Annotated in this window: 19 protein-coding genes; 16 read left to right on the forward strand and 3 right to left on the reverse strand. The window is 42.9% G+C overall.

Annotation, left to right across the window (positions count from 1 at the left end; translation table 11 throughout):
* The first annotated feature begins 183 nt into the window (after positions 1-183).
* From purU to lysM, 5 genes are all read left to right on the forward strand, one after another.
* Positions 184-1,044 carry a formyltetrahydrofolate deformylase gene (purU, locus tag ACK1U4_RS04455; RefSeq protein WP_419400309.1) on the forward strand — a complete coding sequence of 287 codons (861 nt, stop codon included), beginning with the start codon at positions 184-186 and terminating at the stop codon, positions 1,042-1,044.
* Between the two features lie 9 nt (positions 1,045-1,053).
* Complete coding sequence (locus tag ACK1U4_RS04460; RefSeq protein ID WP_419400308.1) at positions 1,054-1,413, forward strand: MmcQ/YjbR family DNA-binding protein; 360 nt, start codon at positions 1,054-1,056, stop codon at positions 1,411-1,413.
* Between the two features lie 162 nt (positions 1,414-1,575).
* Positions 1,576-3,003, forward strand: coding sequence for an MFS transporter (locus tag ACK1U4_RS04465; protein WP_419400307.1), 1,428 nt, complete (start codon positions 1,576-1,578; stop codon positions 3,001-3,003).
* Between the two features lie 125 nt (positions 3,004-3,128).
* Positions 3,129-4,232 (forward strand): calcium:proton antiporter, encoded by a 1,104-nt coding sequence (locus ACK1U4_RS04470; RefSeq protein ID WP_419400306.1) that lies wholly within the window; start codon positions 3,129-3,131, stop codon positions 4,230-4,232.
* A gap of 237 nt (positions 4,233-4,469) precedes the next feature.
* Positions 4,470-4,958 carry a peptidoglycan-binding protein LysM gene (gene lysM / locus ACK1U4_RS04475; protein WP_419400305.1) on the forward strand — a complete coding sequence of 163 codons (489 nt, stop codon included), beginning with the start codon at positions 4,470-4,472 and terminating at the stop codon, positions 4,956-4,958.
* A gap of 722 nt (positions 4,959-5,680) precedes the next feature.
* On the opposite strand, the gene ACK1U4_RS04480 is transcribed toward lysM, so the two are convergent.
* Positions 5,681-5,815, reverse strand: coding sequence for a hypothetical protein (locus ACK1U4_RS04480; RefSeq protein ID WP_419400304.1), 135 nt, complete (start codon positions 5,813-5,815; stop codon positions 5,681-5,683).
* Between the two features lie 466 nt (positions 5,816-6,281).
* Between ACK1U4_RS04480 and ACK1U4_RS04485 the strand changes: the two genes are divergently transcribed.
* Together ACK1U4_RS04485 and ACK1U4_RS04490 are read left to right on the forward strand one after the other, a co-directional pair.
* Positions 6,282-7,493, forward strand: a complete 1,212-nt coding sequence (locus ACK1U4_RS04485; RefSeq protein WP_419400303.1) for an RtcB family protein — start codon at positions 6,282-6,284, stop codon at positions 7,491-7,493.
* A gap of 3 nt (positions 7,494-7,496) precedes the next feature.
* Complete coding sequence (locus ACK1U4_RS04490; RefSeq protein ID WP_419400302.1) at positions 7,497-7,733, forward strand: hypothetical protein; 237 nt, start codon at positions 7,497-7,499, stop codon at positions 7,731-7,733.
* Between the two features lie 140 nt (positions 7,734-7,873).
* On the opposite strand, the gene rsfS is transcribed toward ACK1U4_RS04490, so the two are convergent.
* Together rsfS and rsmI are read right to left on the reverse strand one after the other, a co-directional pair.
* Positions 7,874-8,224, reverse strand: coding sequence for a ribosome silencing factor (gene rsfS, locus ACK1U4_RS04495; protein ID WP_419400410.1), 351 nt, complete (start codon positions 8,222-8,224; stop codon positions 7,874-7,876).
* A gap of 89 nt (positions 8,225-8,313) precedes the next feature.
* Positions 8,314-9,183, reverse strand: coding sequence for a 16S rRNA (cytidine(1402)-2'-O)-methyltransferase (rsmI, locus tag ACK1U4_RS04500; RefSeq protein WP_419400301.1), 870 nt, complete (start codon positions 9,181-9,183; stop codon positions 8,314-8,316).
* Between the two features lie 68 nt (positions 9,184-9,251).
* Here rsmI and ACK1U4_RS04505 point away from each other — a divergent pair, with 68 nt between their 5' ends.
* The 9 genes from ACK1U4_RS04505 to ACK1U4_RS04545 all read left to right on the forward strand — a co-directional run bounded on the left by ACK1U4_RS04505 (position 9,252) and on the right by ACK1U4_RS04545 (position 15,473).
* Complete coding sequence (locus tag ACK1U4_RS04505) at positions 9,252-9,809, forward strand: hypothetical protein (protein ID WP_419400300.1); 558 nt, start codon at positions 9,252-9,254, stop codon at positions 9,807-9,809.
* Between the two features lie 3 nt (positions 9,810-9,812).
* Positions 9,813-10,217: a YraN family protein gene (locus ACK1U4_RS04510; protein ID WP_419400299.1), complete on the forward strand. Its 405-nt coding sequence runs from the start codon at positions 9,813-9,815 to the stop codon at positions 10,215-10,217.
* 131 nt (positions 10,218-10,348) lie between these two features.
* Positions 10,349-10,594, forward strand: coding sequence for a BolA family protein (locus ACK1U4_RS04515; protein ID WP_419400298.1), 246 nt, complete (start codon positions 10,349-10,351; stop codon positions 10,592-10,594).
* A gap of 10 nt (positions 10,595-10,604) precedes the next feature.
* Positions 10,605-11,882 (forward strand): UDP-N-acetylglucosamine 1-carboxyvinyltransferase, encoded by a 1,278-nt coding sequence (gene murA, locus ACK1U4_RS04520; RefSeq protein WP_419400297.1) that lies wholly within the window; start codon positions 10,605-10,607, stop codon positions 11,880-11,882.
* Positions 11,883-11,994: 112 nt separating this feature from the next.
* Positions 11,995-12,348, forward strand: a complete 354-nt coding sequence (locus ACK1U4_RS04525) for a hypothetical protein (RefSeq protein ID WP_419400296.1) — start codon at positions 11,995-11,997, stop codon at positions 12,346-12,348.
* On the forward strand, positions 12,345-12,746 hold the full coding sequence (locus tag ACK1U4_RS04530) for a PIN domain-containing protein (RefSeq protein WP_419400295.1): 402 nt from the start codon (positions 12,345-12,347) through the stop codon (positions 12,744-12,746). Before ACK1U4_RS04525 ends, ACK1U4_RS04530 begins: the two co-directional genes overlap by 4 nt.
* A 12-nt stretch (positions 12,747-12,758) precedes the next feature.
* A complete protein-coding gene (hisG, locus tag ACK1U4_RS04535) occupies positions 12,759-13,403 on the forward strand; it encodes an ATP phosphoribosyltransferase (protein WP_419400294.1) in 645 nt (214 codons plus the stop codon).
* The gene (locus ACK1U4_RS04540; protein WP_419400293.1) at positions 13,403-13,756 is read left to right on the forward strand and encodes a gamma-glutamylcyclotransferase family protein; all 354 of its coding nucleotides are present in this window, start codon (positions 13,403-13,405) and stop codon (positions 13,754-13,756) included. Before hisG ends, ACK1U4_RS04540 begins: the two co-directional genes overlap by 1 nt.
* Before the next feature lie 37 nt (positions 13,757-13,793).
* A complete protein-coding gene (locus ACK1U4_RS04545) occupies positions 13,794-15,473 on the forward strand; it encodes a formate--tetrahydrofolate ligase (protein ID WP_419400292.1) in 1,680 nt (559 codons plus the stop codon).
* Positions 15,474-15,909 lie beyond the last annotated feature (436 nt).

Below are 15,909 nucleotides of genomic sequence, written 5' to 3' on the forward strand. Positions count from 1 at the left end.
TAACAATAAAAACGTATTGAATTTTAGATTGCTTTAACTTTGAAAGAAACTTTCCCTTTAATTTTAATTTACTGATAACACTATTTCTACTCAAAATCAATTAGGTTTAAATTTTAACACTTCTTTGTTAAAGTAAAAATCGCTACAATAACCGCCTCAAATTTTTATCAATAAGAACCAAATATGACTCAATTATCCAACGCTACACTACTTATCAAATGCCAAGACCGAGCAGGCATTGTCCAAGCCGTATCCGAATTTATCTATCGGTATGGGGCGAATATCGTCACCCTCGACCAGTATTCCACTGAGCCAGAGGGCGGTCAATACTTTATGCGTCTTGAATTTGCCATCAACGACCTAGCTACCATCATCGACAATCTCACCGCCAGTTTTGAGCATACCGTGGCAAAACGCTACGACATGGAGTGGCAATTATTTGACAATAGTAAGCGTAAAAAAGTCGCTATTTTGGTATCAAAATACGACCATGCGTTGCTTGATTTACTATGGCGTTGGCAACAAGGTCAGCTTGACTGCGACATCACTTGCGTGGTGAGTAATCACAATGATTTACGCCAATCGGTCGAAAACTTTGGCGTACCGTTCCATCAAGTCAGTGTGACCAAGAACAACAAAGTCGAGGCTGAAGCTGAGATTCAAGCACTGGTAAAAGACTGTGATTTGCTAGTATTGGCTCGCTATATGCAGATTTTATCACCAGAATTTACCACGGCATGGCACATGAAAATCATCAATATTCATCATTCATTCTTGCCTGCTTTTGTTGGGGCAGACCCATACCGCCAAGCCTACGAAAAAGGCGTGAAGCTAATTGGGGCGACCGCTCACTATGTCACGGCTGACCTCGACCAAGGTCCAATTATCGAGCAGGACGTACATCGTGTCACCCATCGTCAACACGTGCCAGAGTTGCGAGCGATTGGGCAAGATGTCGAGCGTAGCGTGCTAACCCGTGCCGTGACGTGGCATTTGCAAAATCGAGTGATTGTCACTGGTAATAAAACGGTGGTTTTTAACTAGGGACTGCGAATGCAAAGACAGTTTTTAGAGGCTTATATCGCCAATCAATATGGGGTTGCGCCACAGTATTTATGGCAAAAAAGCCCCAGTTTTGCGGTATTTCGCCATCAAAATCGCCAGCAAAAATGGTTTGCCTTAGCAGGGGAAATCCAAGCTGATAAACTAGGGCTATCCGAGCCAACACTGGTGGAATTTGTCAACCTAAAATGCCAACCGCATATCATTGATTTGCTCAAACAAGAGGGCAAAATCCTCCCTGCCTATCACATGAATAAAGAGCATTGGTTTACCTTAATATTGGATAATCGCTTTGATAATGATGAATTGGCAAAATATGTTGATTGGAGTTTTGATTTAACCGTTAAATAAAATAGTAAGATTTATGCAATTTTGCATTCAACTAGCTGAATTAAGACGCTAGACCCCTGCCTACGCAGGGGTGACGAGGTATTAAAATTTGTCGTCATTCCTGCGAATGCAGGAACCCAGTGTCTTTTGAATAAGTCCTAATTGGGATATCATGGGCAAAAGATGAGCAATGAATTAGCTAAAGATAGCATTTCCCATTATAAAACCCTCGGTTTACTATTAACCCTATACTTCGCTCAAGGCTTGCCCGCAGGGTTTATCACTCAAGCTTTGCCTGCGATTTTGCGACAATATCAAGTGTCGTTGGTAGCGATTGGTTGGTCTGGTCTGATTTTGATACCGTGGGGGCTAAAGTTCCTGTGGGCGACCTTCGTTGATGGGTTGTACTCAGATAGGGTGGGGCGTTCTCGCAGTTGGATTTTGCCAATGCAGATGTTGTCCATTGCGGTATTGGTGGCGGTGGCGTTTTTTGAGCCACACAATCTCAGCGAATTTCATGCCGTTGTGACTTTATACAGTTTATTATTTTGCCTAAGTCTGATTGGGGCGACCCATGATGTCGCTACCGATGGCTTGGCAACTCGCCTGCTAAAAGCCCCACTTGACCCCAAAGAACCACTCACCCACGAAGTCGCACACGCTATTGAACCGACTTTAACCACGCAACCCTCATCTTCCTCATCAGCTACACAAACTATCAATCATCAACACCGCCAAAGCCAAGGCAATGCCATCCAAGTCATCGGTTATCGGATGGGCTTGATTATTGGCGGTGGGGTGCTGTTGATGTTTTTGGATAAACTTGGTTGGCAAACCAGTTTTTTGGCGATGGCAGGGCTAGTTGTGTTAAATACCATACCAATTTTACTTTTTAAAGAACCAAAGTTAAAAGAGCCAACATTGGCAAAATCGCAAACCGTTTTACCAAGATTACCAAATACTACCGAAAAGATTTCCGTTAATTTTCAAACGGTTAAAAATTATATCAACCACCATTACAGCTATTTTTGGTCAAACCGAGAAATGCAAGCATGGCTTATGGTGCTGTTAGTGTTTAAAGTCGCTGACGGTATTTCGAGCGGTATGGTCAAGCCGATGATGGTGGATATCGGTGTGAATTTACAGCAAATTGGTTTTTGGGCGACTATTTTGGGGTCTGGGGCTTCGCTATTGGGGGCAGGCGTGGCAACGGTATTGATGAAGCGGTTAAGCCGTTTTCGAGCGTTGCTATTATTTAACTTTTGCCAAGCCATTACCACTGGGCTATATGGCTTGGTGGCGTATGGGTTTTACCACCATCTATTGAGCAATTTTGCATGGTTATATGCCATCAATGCGTTGGAGCATTTTTGTGCTTCATTGGCATTGATTGCCATGCTTACCACCATCATGCACTACGCACGCCATGAGCAGGCAGGCAGTGACTTTACCGTGCAGGTGTGTTTGCTCACGGTGTTGGGCGGTTCGGCACATTTTGCCAGTGGTTATATGGCACATTATTTGGGTTATGTGGGGCATTTTGGTATCAGTATGTTGATTGGTTTTATATGTTTACTACCAATTGCTTTTTGGCATAAATTACAAAAATAAGAAAAATATTTTCTACAAACATTTGAAAATTGATAATATAATACCAATTTATATATAAATTAGAGATTTTTTATTTTTAAACTTAAGAATTTTTCACTTATAATGGCAGATTAGTAGGAGGGGCGATGGGAAAAGCAGTTTGGTTAAAAAGAAGATTTAAAATTAATTTACCCTTATGGACTGTGTTAGTCCCTTTATTGTCAATGGTGTTATTGGCAGGGCATTTGCTATGGCATCCATCGGGTATCTTAAGCAATACATTTACAGGCGTTTTTTTGATGGGTGCTGTTTTTTCCGCAGTGCATCATGCAGAGGTGATTGCCCATAAAGTTGGTGAGCCCTTTGGTACATTGGTACTGGCATTGGCAGTCACTGTGATTGAAGTAGCGTTGATTGTCGCTTTGATGAGTAGTAGCCCCCCAGCAGATGCGGCTGTGTTAGCCCGTGATACGGTATTTGCAGCAGTGATGTTGATTTGTAATGGGATTATTGGTATTTGTTTGCTGATTGGGGGTATGAAAAACTACGTCCAGCGTTACAGTCTTCATGGTAGCAAAGCTGCGATTAGCGTGTTATTTGCTATTGCTCTATTGGTTTTCACGTTACCAAATTTCACCACCTCAATGGCAGGGGGTGGGATGATTAATTCACAGCTTATCTTTGTGGCAGTGAGTTGCTTGATTTTGTATGTAGCATTTATCTTTACCCAAACCATTCGACATCGTGATTATTTTATTGCGGATGGTGAAGATGATGAGCATCATATTGATAATGCATTAACCACAACTACCAGTGTTGGATTATTGTTCGTGAGTCTTATCGTGGTAGTCGGTCTTGCCAAAATGCTGTCGCCTGCAATTGAGTCTGCCTTAATCGCTATGGGATTACCAAAAATTGTATTAGGTATTATTATTGCTGGCTTGGTGTTATTACCTGAGTCAATTGCGGCTGTGAAAGCAGCGTATAATGACCAACTCCAAAATAGCCTAAACCTTGGACTTGGCTCGGCATTAGCCTCTATCTCATTGACCATTCCTGTGATTGCTATGATGGCAGTGGCAACAGGTACGCCTGTGGTGTTTGGATTGTCTGCCAAAGAAAGTGTTATGTTAGTCATTACCTTGCTGATTACCATGAATACGTTAAGTACAGGCAGAACGACATTTTTGCACGGGGTGATTCATTTGGTGATGCTTGCCACCTTTATTTTCTTCTCAATCGTACCTTAGCTTTTTAGCAATAGAGTAGTAAAATCGCCTTGCAGTTGGTAACAATCTTTAACCAAATATCAATGCCAACTCACAAGGCTTTTTGTTAATCTAATACTAACTAAAGCAATGGCTCTAAATCATCTGTTTTAGGTTTTGAGGGGTCAAGATTGACGGTGTGTTTTAGCGTGAATATTGACCATAAAAGTGATATAAACACTCGCTTATCAGCGATAATTAATGATTAAGGAATAAAAAATGGGACTATTTAGCTTTGCAAAAGACATCGGCGATAAAATCTTTCACCGCAACAAAACCGAAGAAGCACCTGCTTCTACCCCAGCACCAACTGCCCCTGCTGAACCATCAGCTCAAGAAATCGCTAACTTGCTATTGGCTCGCATCCAACAAAACGCTACTATCAACAACCTAAGCGTTAACTACAATGGCGATACAGATACCGTAACTATCAATGGTTCTGCACCGACCCAAGCTGACCGTGAAAAAGCAATCTTGGCAGCAGGTAACGTACAGCACGTAGCTCAAGTAGAAGACAACATCACCGTTGATGCACCAGAGCCAGAATCACGTATGTACACCGTAAAATCAGGCGATACATTGTCGCACATTGCTAAAGAGATGTATGGTGATGCCAACCAATACAACAAAATCTTTGAAGCTAACAAACCATTGCTATCTGACCCAAATAAAATCTATCCAGGTCAAATGCTTCGTATTCCTGCTTAATTTTCGGTTAAGCTTGATACCAGCTGTGGTATAAACTGATATAAATCAGTAGGGTGGGTTAGCGAAAGCGTAACCCACCTTTTTTATGCTTAAAATTTTTGTATAGTCTTTTAAACTAGAAATAAGATATTTTTTTGTAGGGGCGTATTGAATACGCCCAAAATCTCAAGATATTATTCTTAATTTAATTCACTATAATTCAATAACCATGTAAAATTATCAAAAATAAAAAACAAAAGTTATCTTAAAAATCGAAAAAATACTTGCAAAACCCAAAATAAAGGATTATATTACGCACATCAATTACTAAGTTTTAATAAATAATAAAAATTTAGCAAATTGAACCCAATTAAAATCCCATCAACCTGTTTTGGAATCACGATGTTTAGTACCATCGCCAAAACCACAAATCCCACAATGCTAATTAGCAGGGAAACAAGGAGATACATTATGTCCGTACTAACTCACAACTTAAACAATATGGTTAATGTGTCTGCTTGCCGTCACAACTAATACAATTTTTGATAAATTCGTAGGGTGGGTTAGCCAATCTTTTATGGCGTAACCCACCATTAAACTACTTTTAAAGCTCAATTTTTAAACTATCTTTCGTGGGTAACGCTTTGCTAAACCACACTACCAAGCGGTTTAAACATTAGCGATTTAGAAGGTAGAATAATGAAACTATCATTGATTGTCAGCGAAAACCCAAAGCAAATCCATTAACCAAGCCATGACTGAAAGCGAATCAGCTTTTGCGTGTGTGCGGTCGTCTGTTTGGCGATGATAATGGAAACTGTTTTGGGTTTTTTGTTGTCTAAAATTCCTGCATACCATTTTTCCATTTTAAAACGCATTCACAGTCAGTCATTTTATCCAGTCTTGTTAAAGATTGGACGGCTTGTTATTGTTTAAATTTTCTAATCAAAATAACGAATTTTAGCCAAATTTTTCCGAAAAAATTAACCGTTTTTTGGCAGGGATTTATTTGGTTAAAATTTAATAAAAGTAAACATTTTTTAATAAAAATACTTTGTATGTAATGGAGTGAATTTGGTTGTAGGACTTACGCAAATTTTAAGCTTGCATTTCTTTGGAAAGACGCTAGACCCCTGCCTACGCAGGGGTGACGAGTAATTAAAAATTCGTTACTTCGGACATAGCCCTCGTCTTGCGAGCCTGCAAAACAGTGTTTTACTTTAACGGCTCTCATCCTGCGAATGCAGGAATCCAGTGTCTTTTCGGTATTTAATAAGAGATTTTCCCCAAATGGTGCGTGGAACGCACCTTACATTACACACAAACCTTAAAAGAGAAAAATATATGAGTGTTCAATTAACATTAAATAAAAATGCAAAAGCAGGAAAAGGCGTGCCTGTCAAAATCTTTACTAATGACATTGAAGATGAGGCAATTCGCCAGTTGCGTACACTATCGCAATTAACCTTTATCCATTCCCATATTGCGGTGATGCCTGATGTTCATGTCGGCAAAGGGGCGACTGTGGGGAGCGTGATTCCGACCAAAGATGCGATTATTCCATCAGCGGTGGGTGTGGATATCGGCTGTGGCATGAATGCGGTGCGACTGTCGCTAAAGGCTCACCAACTGCCCGATAGCCTTGCCAAAATCCGCTCGGCAATCGAGGCGAAAGTCCCAGTTGGCTTTAATCAGCACCAGTCAATCACGGTGAAAATGACCACGCTTGACCCATTGGCAAAACGCCTAAAACGCATTACCGATAAGCATAAAGGCTTGCTCAAAATGCTCCGCAACTTTGACCGTACTTGGGCGAAACAGCTTGGTACGTTGGGCGGTGGTAATCATTTTATCGAGCTATGCGTAGATGAAAATGATGACGTGTGGGTGATGCTCCATTCGGGCAGTCGTGGCATTGGCAACTGTATTGGCGAGTATTTTATTACCCTTGCCAAAAAGGAACAGCAAAGCCGATTCGGTCATGTGCCTGACCGTGATTTGGCGTATTTTGCGGTGGGGTCAAACAGCTTTGATGATTACCTTGAGGCGGTGCAATGGGGGCAGGATTACGCCCTTGAAAATCGCCGTGAGATGATGCGACTGATTATCAATGTGCTACAACGTGAGTTACCGCATTTTACTGTGACCAAAGAGGCAATTAATTGTCATCACAATTATGTCAGTCAAGAACATCACTATGGCGAAGATGTGTATGTCACTCGCAAAGGGGCGATTTCGGCTTATGAGGGCGAGTTTGGCATTATCCCAGGGTCGATGGGGGCAAAGTCGTATATCGTCAAAGGGCGTGGTAATAGTGAGTCGTTGTGTTCGTGTTCGCATGGGGCAGGTCGGCGGATGAGCCGTGGTAAGGCGATTCGTTATTTTGATATTGATGATTTGAAGGCACAGACGGCTGGGGTAGAATGTCGTAAGGATAAGGGCGTGATGGATGAGATTCCACAGGCGTATAAGGATATTGATGCGGTGATGGCGAATCAGTCTGACCTAGTGGAAGTGGTGCATACGCTTAAACAAGTCATGTGTATTAAGGGGTAAAATATGAAACCAAAAAACCAAAAACAGTTAATAAAACTTGGCGAGCAACTTGAGAAAAATCCGATTGTCAGCCAATCCAACACCCCAATCAAATCACGCAATTATTTGGCGTTAAATCCACTACTACAAAAAGGCGGACTACACGACAAAGACGACCTTGACCAAGCCCGCAAACGCCAACGCCGTCAAACCAAACAAAGTCTGCGTAAACAAGATTGGCTGACCTCCAGTCACGATTAACCATCAATAAGGGCAAATTTTTCCATCAATTTTCCATAAAATTTGCCCAATTTTCACAACAAACATTGTTAAGATAATCCCAACACAGGAGTCTTAACAATGACCAACCGCCAACAACCTCAATTTTATTGAGGAGATGACTACGCACTTTGTCGCTGTGCTTCGGCTTGCCATAGCCCTTCAAGGTCATAAAACTGGCGAGCTTGTGGCATCATTACATGTACCACGACCGAACCCAAATCAATCAGCGTCCAGTCGCTTGTGCCTTGACCTTCTACGCCAATCGGCATAAAACCTGAGGCTTTGGCTTTGACAGCCACATGGTCGGCTAGGGCTTTAAGGTGGCGATTGGACGTACCTTCCGCAATCACGATACGTTCCATCACGTCTGTCAACTCTGCCACATCAAGTACGGTGATATTTTTGGCTTTTACGTCTTCGAGAGCATCATTCACCACGGTAAGGCATTGATCTAAACGCTCGGTGTTCATCACTTCTGGTACAACATAATTCATAGGCGAATCTTTTCCTAAATAATTGACTTATTGACTTACCATGATACCATGAATCACCGTAAAACTTATACAGTCGTTTCTGCCAATTTTTGTAAGTATAACGCCCTATCATACAAGGCATTTTTTTTCACCCCTGTAATATCACTTGCCAATTGTGAGGCTTTTTTTACCGATAAATCCTGCAACAACCGCTTAAGCAATTCATCATGCTTGCCAATATCATCTTCATTCGCCACCGTACCGCCCACCACTAGCACGATTTCGCCTTTTTGCTGATTGTGGTCGGACTCGATAAACGCCTTTAACGCCCCTAAAGTTGAGGGATAAATGGTTTCAAAGGTCTTGGTAATTTCTCGGCAAAAGGTCACCTTTCTATCTTCGCCCAATACGCTTGCCATATCCGCTACCGTGTCCACAATGCGGTGCGGTGCTTCATAAAAAATCAGTGTCGCAGTCAAGTCTTTGACCAACGCCAATTCGCTTTGGCGGGCGTGGGTTTTGGCAGGCAAAAAGCCATAAAAATAAAACTTATCTGACGGCAACCCTGCCACAGATAGCCCTGCAATCCCTGCACACGCACCGACCACAGGCGACACTCTGATACCGACATCATGGCAGGCTTTGACAAGACGAAATCCGGGGTCGCTGATAAGGGGCGTGCCTGCGTCCGAGATAAGGGCGATGTTTTTGCCCGATTGTAGGACTTCGATAAGTTTTGGGGTTTGGATGTCGGCATTGTGGTCGTGGTACGCCCATGTTTTGGTGGGGATGTTAAAGTGGTTGAGCAGTTTGCCAGAGGTGCGTGTGTCTTCACAGGCGATGATATCGACAGTTTTTAGGCAGTCGATGGCGTGGGCGGTGATGTCGGATAAATTGCCGATGGGCGTGGCGACTATATATAAAGTACCTTGATTTTGGCTAAAAGATGGGGTCATTTTTTTCTCAATTTTGATAAAGTTTAATGCTATTATAAGCTATTTTAAAACTAAAAAAGGCAATGGCAATGAGAATAAAAATTTTATTAATAGCAATAAGTTGTTTTGCTATTAATGTCAATGCGTGTTTACCGTTGTCACCTGCCAGTGCTTTGGTTGGGCGGATTGCAAACATTCAGCAAGGTGGAAAATTGCCAACACCCAATCAATCACCCAATACTTTTACACTAAAATTGACGGATTATTCATGGGTGTTTCGTACTTGGAAACAATGGCTAATGCTACCGTTAGCGAACAGTTTTGTGGGGAATTTTGCAACAAAAAACTTTGCCCCCAATGATATTATTGTAGCATTAGCAGATTATCAAAACGGTGGCAAACCGCATGATTATACCGTCTATACAATGGCAAAATTGACTTGTCAAAATGATAAATTACTTTTGCAAAAGCCTGTGGTAGTGCCTTTAAGTTGGAATAGGGAGAAAGGGCGTTGTGGGATTGGTAAAAACTATGCAGGGATATTGGATGGGTTTATGGATAATGACCAAGCGTATTATTTGGCAAAATTGCAACAAAAATACCCAACTTGTCGTGCATTAGAAAATGCTTTTCCTAAAACCAAATAACGCATGAAACTCACCGCCCCCAAACAACGCCAAGGCGACCACTACGAAAACCTTGCAAGGCTTTATCTTGAGGCTAACGGCTTGACATTTTTTGCCAAAAACTGGCATTACAAAAATATCGGCGAGCTTGACCTTATCATGTTAGATGAAAATGCAAAAACCCCCTGCCTAATCATAGTCGAAGTGCGTCAGCGAAAAACCATTGACTATGGCTCAAGCCTTGACAGCATTACCACCGCCAAACAACGCAAAATCCTCAAAGCCACCCAAGCCTTTTTACAAACCCATCCGCAATTTGACAACCACGAAATCCGCTTTGATGTCGTCAGTTTTGACCACGACAACCCCACCACCGCCACAGGCGAGCCGATTCCCAGTTGGCTACAAGGGGCGTTTGACGGCAGTTAGCCCAAACCCATTCCCCACAAGCTAGCATGTAAAAATCACAAAATTTATGCTATGCTAATAGTAATTTTCTTTTATTCCAGTATTCCAATTCGTTTTTTAATAACTCATTGTTTAATAATTAGGTAATCTGCATGAACGCACAAGATTTAATCGCCATTTTACAACCCCATTTCCCCAACGCCACTATCGAAGCCAATAATCAAGGCAACAAATTTGACGTGCGTGTCATTGATGATAGTTTTGACGGCAAACGCCCAGTACAACGCCAACAAGCGGTATTGGCATTGGTCAATGATAAATTTGCTAGTGGCGAAATTCATGCGTTAAACATTCAAGCCTTGACCACCACCGAATGGCAAGCCAAGCAAGATGCATAAGGGGAAAATGATGGATAAATTTGTAATTACAGGCGGTACAAAAGTACAGGGCGAAGTCATCATTTCTGGGGCAAAAAACGCTGCATTGCCGTTGCTTGCTGCTATGATTTTGGCAGAAACACCGACTACACTCACCAATGTTCCTACGCTTGAAGATGTCAAAACGTTGGTCAAATTGATTGCAGGTATGGGTATTCAAATCGAAAAAAATGGCGATACCGTCAAATGTGATACTGCTACTATTAACAGCTACTACGCCCCATATGATTTGGTAAAAACCATGCGTGCTTCAATTTTGGTACTAGGTCCGCTACTTGCTCGTTTTGGTGAAGCTGAAGTGTCACTTCCGGGGGGCTGTGCGATTGGTTCACGTCCTGTTGACCAACACCTTAAAGCGTTAGAAGCGATGGGTGCAGAAATCGTGGTCGAAAATGGCTATGTTAAAGCCAAAGCCCCAAAAAATGACAAAGGCGTACCTCGTCTAAAAGGCTGTGACTTTACTTTTGATATGGTAACAGTCGGTGGTACAGAAAACACCATCATGGCGGCAGCTTTGGCGGAGGGCGTAACCCGCCTTGAAAACTGTGCCAGAGAGCCAGAAGTGGTGGATTTAGCAAATATGCTGGTCAAAATGGGGGCAAAAATCGAGGGTATCGGTACAGCCTACATGACCATCACAGGCGTGGATAAACTGCACGGCTGTGACTATTCGGTTGTACCTGACCGTATCGAAACTGGCTCATACCTTGCCCTTGCGATGATGACTGAGGGTGATATCACCGCTCATAACACCGATGCCAGTATCATGCAATCTGTACTTGCCAAAATGACCGAAATGGGTGCAACCATCACCACAGGTGACGACTGGATTCGCCTACAAATGAACGGTCGCCCAAAAGCCGTGGATATCCGCACCCAACCGCACCCTGCATTCCCAACGGATATGCAAGCCCAATTGATGACGGTCGCTTGTATTGCGGATGGCACGAGTAGCATTATTGAAAATATCTTTGAAAACCGCTATATGCACGTCCCAGAGTTACAACGCATGGGGGCAAATATCAAGGTTGATGGACATATGGCGATTGTGAAAGGCGTAGAAAAACTAAACTCTGCCCCTGTGATGGCGACCGACTTACGTGCGTCAATGTCATTGGTGATGGCGGCGGTGTCAGCCGAGGGCGATACCACGATGGAGCAGATTTATCACATTGACCGTGGCTATGAAAATGTCGAAGAAAAACTACGTGGCTTGGGTGTGAAAATCGAGCGGATTAAAGGGGACTAAATAAACCCTTGTTAAAATAGATAGGGGGCAAACGTAAACTTGTCCCTTTTATTTGTTGAATGACATTTTCGTAAAGTGGCTTGGACTTTTTCACGAATAATAAGGAAAAATTATGGCGACTTATACCTTTGAATTACCAAGTGATATAACTTATCAAGACCTTGAAAAATTTTCTAACAGCAACAATGCCAATATTGGTGAAATACTTAAAGATTATATCAGGCAATTATTGGGTAAAAACAACCACTCATTATCTAGTAATGGTACTGATATTGCACAAACGCCTCTACTTACTGAGAAGCAACAGCAGGATTTACTTGCGATTCGGGCTTTGTCTGGCAAATATAGAAAATTCGCAAAAAATCAAGGACCGTTTAGTGTTGAAGATATGAATAGGATTGTTCAAGAAGAATTTGCAAAAGAGTGGATTGCCAATGATAGGCTAAATAGAAGCGATGCACCATGAAAAAGGCGATTGATACCAATATCTTAGTACGCTACCTTATGCAAGATGATGAACGCCAAACAAAAATTGTCTTAAAATTATTTGAAGACACGATTTTACAAAATACACGATTATTTGTCCCAGCGGTTGTCATCTTGGAAACCAATTGGATATTGTATAACGTATTCAATTTAGACAGAACAAGCATTGTAAAGCTATTTTTAGAACTCATGTCATTGGATGTTTTAGACATAGAATATACAACAGTGATTCATCGCTGTTTAAGTTATGCCCAAACCAACACTTATGATTTATCTGATTTGCTGATTGGAGCAATCGCCCAAGCCAATGACTGCGATACCACTTTAACTTTTGATAAAAAAGCCTCAAAATCCGATTATTTTACCTTACTAACGTGACGTTATTGCCTTATGACCGAAACCTATAACGGCTTGACCCTAGCCTTATCCAAAGGGCGAATCCTCAAAGAAACCATGCCAATGCTTGCCAAAGCAGGGATTGAACTGCTTGAAGATGTGGATAAATCACGCAAACTGATTTTTCCCACCACGCATCCAGATGTGCGAGTGTTGATATTGCGAGCTTCGGACGTACCGACCTATGTCGAGCATGGGGCGGCGGACTTTGGTATTGCAGGTAAAGATGTTTTGATGGAGCATGGTTCTAGCAATCTTTACGAACTGTTGGATTTGCAAATCGCCAATTGCCGTTTGATGACAGCAGGTAAAGTCGGTTTGACCTTGCCTAATCGCCGTTTACGCATTGCCACCAAATATGTCAATGTCACTCGGGCATTTTTTGCCAGTCGAGGTGAGCAGGTTGATGTCATCAAGCTATACGGCTCAATGGAACTTGCTCCATTGGTTGGGCTAGGGGATTTGATTGTCGATGTGGTCGATACAGGCAATACCTTACGAGCCAATGGGCTTGAGCCATTGGAAGAAATCGCCCAAATTTCTTCTCGTTTGATTGTCAATCAAGTCAGCTACAAACGCAAATTTGCCTTACTTGAGCCGATTTTGAATAGCCTAAAAACCAGTGTGGAAGCCATTTGATGTCAACAAAGCAAATGGAACATCTGTTTGTGTATGGTACGCTTGCCCCCAACCAGTCGAATGCCCATATTCTCGCCCCTATCAATGGCACATGGCAATCGGCTTCGGTGCGTGGCAAGCTATATCCCAATGGTATTGGCAAAAGTCTGGGCTATCCTGCTCTTGAGCCGTCTTTTAGTCAGACAGAGGGCGATGTAATTCAAGGCTTGGTATTTAGTTCCGATGCGTTAAGCGAGCATTGGCAACGTATTGATGACTTTGAAGGTGATGGCTATCAGCGGATTTTGGTCGATGTCACATTGGCTACAGGTGAGATTTTAACGACCTTTGTTTATGCGTTTCTCAATGATTAATAGAGCCTAAATTTTATGCCAAATAGCGAGTTATCCCATGTTCCATCCCTTAACCGATGCTGAAATCGCCCAAAATGCCACCATGCAACCCATCACTGCGATTGCCCAAAAGCTAGGCTTGGCAAATGATGCCGTGATTCCCTACGGACATACCAAAGCCAAAATCAATTCTAACAATATTAAGCAATTGCCCAATAAAAACGGCAAGCTGATTTTGGTCACCGCCATCAATCCCACCCCAGCAGGTGAGGGTAAAACCACTGTGACAATTGGGTTGGCGGACGGTTTGAATCGACTGGGTAAACAAACCGTTGTTGCCTTGCGTGAGCCATCACTAGGGCCTGTATTTGGTATGAAAGGCGGTGCGACAGGGGGCGGTTATGCCCAAGTGTTGCCGATGGAAGACATCAACTTGCATTTTACAGGCGATTTTCATGCCATTGGTTCTGCCAATAATTTATTATCGGCATTGATTGACAATCATATTTATCAAGGTAATCAACAACAAATCGACCCCAAGCGAGTGCTATGGCGGCGAGCGATGGACATGAACGACCGCCAACTTCGCAATATCATTGGTGGATTGGGCAAGCCTAGTGATGGTGTGATGCGTCCAGATGGTTTTGATATCACGGTTGCCAGTGAAGTGATGGCAGTGTTTTGTCTTGCCAAAGATTTGGCGGACCTCAAACAACGCCTTGGCAATATGTTGGTGGCGTATCGCTACGACAACACGCCTGTCTATGCTCGTGATTTACAAGCTCATGGGGCGATGACTGCCTTGCTCAAAGATGCGTTAAAACCCAATCTAGTACAGAGCATCGAGGGAACGCCTGCCTTAATTCATGGTGGTCCTTTCGCCAATATCGCCCACGGCTGTAACTCGGTTATCGCCACTCGTACCGCACGGCATTTGGCGGATTATGTGGTGACCGAGGCAGGTTTTGGGGCGGATTTGGGGGCAGAAAAATTCTGCGATATCAAATGCCGTCTTGCCGACCTTCGCCCTGATGTGGCGGTGATTGTGGCGACCATTCGAGCGTTAAAATACAACGGTGGCGTGGCAAAAGACGAGCTAAAAGCCGAAAACGTTACCGCCGTGCAACAAGGCTTATGCAACCTTGAACGCCACATTCACAATTTAAAAACCCATTTTGGCTTGCCTGTGGTGGTAGCGATGAACCGCTTTGTCAGCGATAGCGATGCCGAGCTACAGGCAGTCACCGAAGCCTGTGCAAAACTTGGCGTATCAGTCGCCATGACCGAAGTATGGGAAAAAGGTGGTGCAGGCGGTGAAGACCTTGCCCAACAAGTGCTTGATGCCATCGACCAACAAGCCAACAATTTCCAATTTTTGTACGATGTGAATGATACGATTGAGCAGAAAATGACGACCATTGCCACCCAACTGTATGGGGCAACTGGCGTGGATTTTAGCACCACAGCTCAAGCCACCATCAAAAAATTGCAAAAAATTGGCATGGATAAATTGCCGATTTGCGTGGCAAAAACCCAATATTCTTTCAGTGACAACCCAAAATTATTGGGCAGTCCAACCGATTTTCGCTTGCAAGTGCGTGATATTACCCTGTCCGCAGGGGCTGGTTTTATCGTGGCAGTCTGTGGCGATATCATGAGAATGCCTGGTTTGCCCAAAGTGCCATCCGCCAATCAGATTGACGTGGATGATAATGGTAATATTGTTGGTTTATTTTAGGCTTGCATTCGTTGAGCCTTTAGCGTAGAATCTGACCATTGACAAAAGCGTATCTACTTTTGTCAATGGTGATTGTTTTACCCTTGTTTTATCCTACAGTGTTGGACTATAAAAGATTGATAGTCGCAACATACCTGAGCTACGACCCCGCCCCCACGCCCAATTTAGTGCTTTTGGCTAAATTGTTGGTGTTTTATTTGCAAAATTTATTTTATAACTAGTGCCAAACCTACAACTGTAGGGGCGTAATGCTTACGCCCTGTTTGAAATTTTGGTATGTTTAATTGGTAAGTTCTACGGCTTGTAGGGTGCGTTTTACGCACCATTGAGATACTTTGTGTTAAAGGTGCGTGGAACGCACCCTACGACTTGCAACGTGATTAGCACTTACAATTTTTACCCCATCGAAATTTTAAATATTGGTATGTTGGGCGTA

The sequence above is a fragment of the Moraxella sp. TY6 genome (assembly GCF_048551375.1).
Classification (GTDB): Bacteria; Pseudomonadota; Gammaproteobacteria; order Pseudomonadales; family Moraxellaceae; genus Faucicola.